Origin of the sequence: Kitasatospora sp. NPDC093558, from assembly GCF_040683475.1 — a bacterium.
Taxonomy (GTDB): Bacteria; Actinomycetota; Actinomycetes; order Streptomycetales; family Streptomycetaceae; genus Kitasatospora.
The window spans coordinates 1-3216 of record NZ_JBFBDY010000677.1; the positions used below are offsets into that span (position 1 = coordinate 1).

General features: G+C 75.3%; 2 protein-coding genes. Both read right to left on the reverse strand.

All coding sequences use genetic code 11. From position 1 onward, the window contains the following. Positions 1–218: 218 nt before the first annotated feature. A complete protein-coding gene (locus AB0O00_RS33575) occupies positions 219–2264 on the reverse strand; it encodes a serine/threonine-protein kinase (RefSeq protein ID WP_363658301.1) in 2046 nt (681 codons plus the stop codon). 117 nt (positions 2265–2381) lie between these two features. Beyond that, positions 2382–3216: amidase family protein (locus tag AB0O00_RS33580; protein WP_363658299.1), on the reverse strand; the 835-nt coding region annotated here is incomplete at its 5' end.

Sequence of the window (3216 nt, forward strand, 5' to 3'; positions counted from 1 at the left end):
GGTGTGGGAGACGGCCTGCGGCGGGCGCAGCAGCGGCCCGGCGCGCTTGGCGAGCGTCCGGAAGGACGGCCCGCCCGCCCAGAGCCGCAGCCGTTCCAACGCCTCGATGAACTCGGCCAGATCGGCGGCCCCGGCCGGATCGGGCGCGCCCGTACGCTCGTCCCCCTTCACGGGGCGAGTTTAGGGCGCCGGTACGACGGTCGGGAGCACGCGTGTCCCTACTTGGACCGCAGGTCGGCCAGGGCGCCCTGCGCCTTCTGGGCCACCGCCGTGGGGAGCGCCCCGTACCTCATGCCGTCGCCCACCATCTGGGCCGGGATGCTGACCGCGTAGGACGCGAAGGCCGCCATGACGGGGGTGGCCTCGCCCTGCTCGCAGAAGTCGAGGTAGCCGAACTCGACGATGGGGTAACCGTTCCTGACGGGCTGCCGGTAGTCGAGCGTGACCGTCACCCTGCCGCCCGCGCTGTTCACCGTGCCCGTCTCGGCCATGATGCTCGCGGACGCGGGGCTCGCTTCCGCGTCGGTGTCGGCGGTCCGCACCCGGGCCGTCCTGAGGGTGCCAACGTCCCGCAGCGGGACGAAGCCGATCGATCCCTGGGTGGCGCGGACGTCGGCCGGCAGGCCCGACGCGCCCGGGCCGGGCGGGAGCGGCGGCTCGGCCTGCCAGGCCGTGCCCGGCTGGACCGGCCAGTCGGCGGGCGCCGCCTTGGCGAGGTACTGGGTGAAGACGAAGGTGGACCACGAGGCGCCGGAGGGAACCCGCACGGCGATCGGGGAGTTCGGCAGCACCGTCATCGGGTTGAGCGCCCGGATCGCCGGGTCGTTCCAGGTCCGGATCGTGCCCCGGAAGACCTTCGCGAGCGTCGGGGCGTCGAAGGTCAGGTCGGACACGCCGGGCACGTTGAAGACGACCGCGACCGGCAGCACGGTGACCGGGAGCTGGACCGCCCGGCCGGTGGCGCAGTGCTTGGCGTACGTGCCCGCCTGGCCGTCGCTCGGCGCGGTGTCCACGGCGACGGCGTCGAGGCCGCCGTTGGCGAACCGGTCCGTGGCGGTGCCGACGGCGGCGCCGGCGGTGTCGAGGGTCAGCTGGTCGGCGGGGCAGGTTTTCGCGAAGTCGGCCTTCCACTGCTGGAGGAGGGCCGCCGCCATCCCGTCGGTGCCGATCGTCGCCTTGCCGGCGGGGGCGCAGATGACGCCGGTCGACTCGGCCAGGGGGACATCCGGCCCGCCGTCCGGCTGGAGGATCCACCAGGAGAGGAAGCCCAGCGAGCCGATGAGCGTGAATCCCGCGACGGCCAGCGCCACGAGCATCAGCATGGCCTTGCCCGGGCGGTCAGCGGGGGGAACGGGGGCGGGGACGACAGCGGGAGGCGCAGAGGCAGCCGGCGTGGGGACGACGGTCGCGCGTGCCGTCGGGGCCGGAGCCGCCGGCAGCACCGGTCCCGTCCGCAGCCGGACCGTCGGCTTCGGCACGCCCGCCGCGACCATGCCCAACAGCGCCTCCACCGTGGGCCGTTGCTCGGGCTCCTTCGCCAGGCACGCGGCGATCAGCGGTCGCAGCTCCGCCGCGAGCCCGGTGAGGCTCGGTTCCTCGTGGACGACGCGGTAGCCCACCGCGTGGGAGGAGTCGGCGCCGAAGGGGCTGCGTCCGGTGGCGGCGAAGACGAGGACGGAGCCGAGGGCGAAGACGTCGGTGGCGGGCGTCGCGGTGCCGCTGCGGAACTGTTCGGGTGCCATGAAGGGCGGGGTGCCGACGGCGACGCCGGTGCTGGTCAGCGGGGATTCGCCGACCGAGCGGGCGATGCCGAAATCGATGACGCGCGGGCCGTCCTCGGCGAGCAGGACGTTGCCGGGCTTGAGGTCGCGGTGGATCAGTCCGACGCGGTGGATGGCCTGCAGGGCCTCGGCCAGTCCGGCGGCGAGGCGGCGGACTTCGGGCGGGGTGAGCGGGCCCTGGTCGGCGACCCGTTCGCCGAGGGACGGACCGGGGATGAAGAGCGTGGCGAGCCAGGGCGCCGGGGCGTCGGCGTCCGCGTCGAGGACGGGTGCGGTGAACGCGCCGCTGACCTTGCGGGCGGCCGTGACCTCCTGCCGGAAGCGCGCCCGGAACTCGGCGTCCGCGGCCAGTTCGGGCCGGATGACCTTGACCGCCACCCGACGGCCGGACACCGACCGGGCGCGGTAGACCACGCCCATCCCGCCCGCACCGAGCCTGCCCTCCAGGAGGTACCCGCCGATCTCCCGCGGATCGTGCTCCATCAGCGTCACGTAGCGGCCCCTCCCCCGGGCTCGGCCGGTCGGCCGACCAGCTCAGCCTAATCGCCCTGCGCATCCGCGATGCCGCCGCTGCCGCCACTGCGGGCGGTGCGGCGCGCGTCACCCGCGCAGGTGGGCGTCGATCCGTGCGGCCACGGCCAGCAGCTCCCGGTCGGCCATCCGCTGGCCGATGAGTTGCACGCCGACGGGGGCGGACCCGGTGACCGGGAGGGGGACCGTCAGGGACGGCAGGCCCGCCGTCGCCGCCGGGGAGGTGTTGCGGATCAGGGTCGAGAACGTCGGCACGTCCCGGCCGTTGAGGGGCAGGGAGTCCTCGTGCCGGTGCAGGGGCCGGGCGCACACCGGGACGGTGGGGCTGAGGATCGCGTCCAGGTCGCGGGCGGTGAACAGGTCGTCGTAGGCGGCCTGCATCGCCTGCCGTTCCGCGAGGGCACCGCGCAGGACGGCGGGCCCCAAGTGGCCCGGGGCGGTGGGCAGTACGGTGGCCTTGAGCGTCTCCGCCATGGCCGGGTCGGCGACCGCGTCGAGGACGTCGGCGGGGGTGAGCCCGGTGCGGTGTTCGTCGAGGTAGCGGCCGAGGGCGGCGCCGAACTCGCCGAACACGAGCGGGAAGCCGACCCGGGAGTCGTACGCGGCCAGGTGCGCCGTGTCCACCGGGACCAACTCCGCTCCCGCGGCTGCGAGTCGGGCGACGGCCGCCTCCCAGGCGGACCGCACCGGGCGCTCCAGGTCCTCGGTGAACACGTGCCGCGGCAGGCCGAGCCGGACCGGCCGGGCGGGTGCTCGGACGCTTCCGTCCTCCCCCGTGACGCAGGTGTCCAGCGCCGTGAGGCGGTCCAGGGTGCGCGCCATCAGGCCGGGGGTGTCGCGGGTGGTGGACAGCGGCGTGACACCGGCCGAGGGGTAGCGCCCGGCGCTGGGGCGCAGGCCGTAG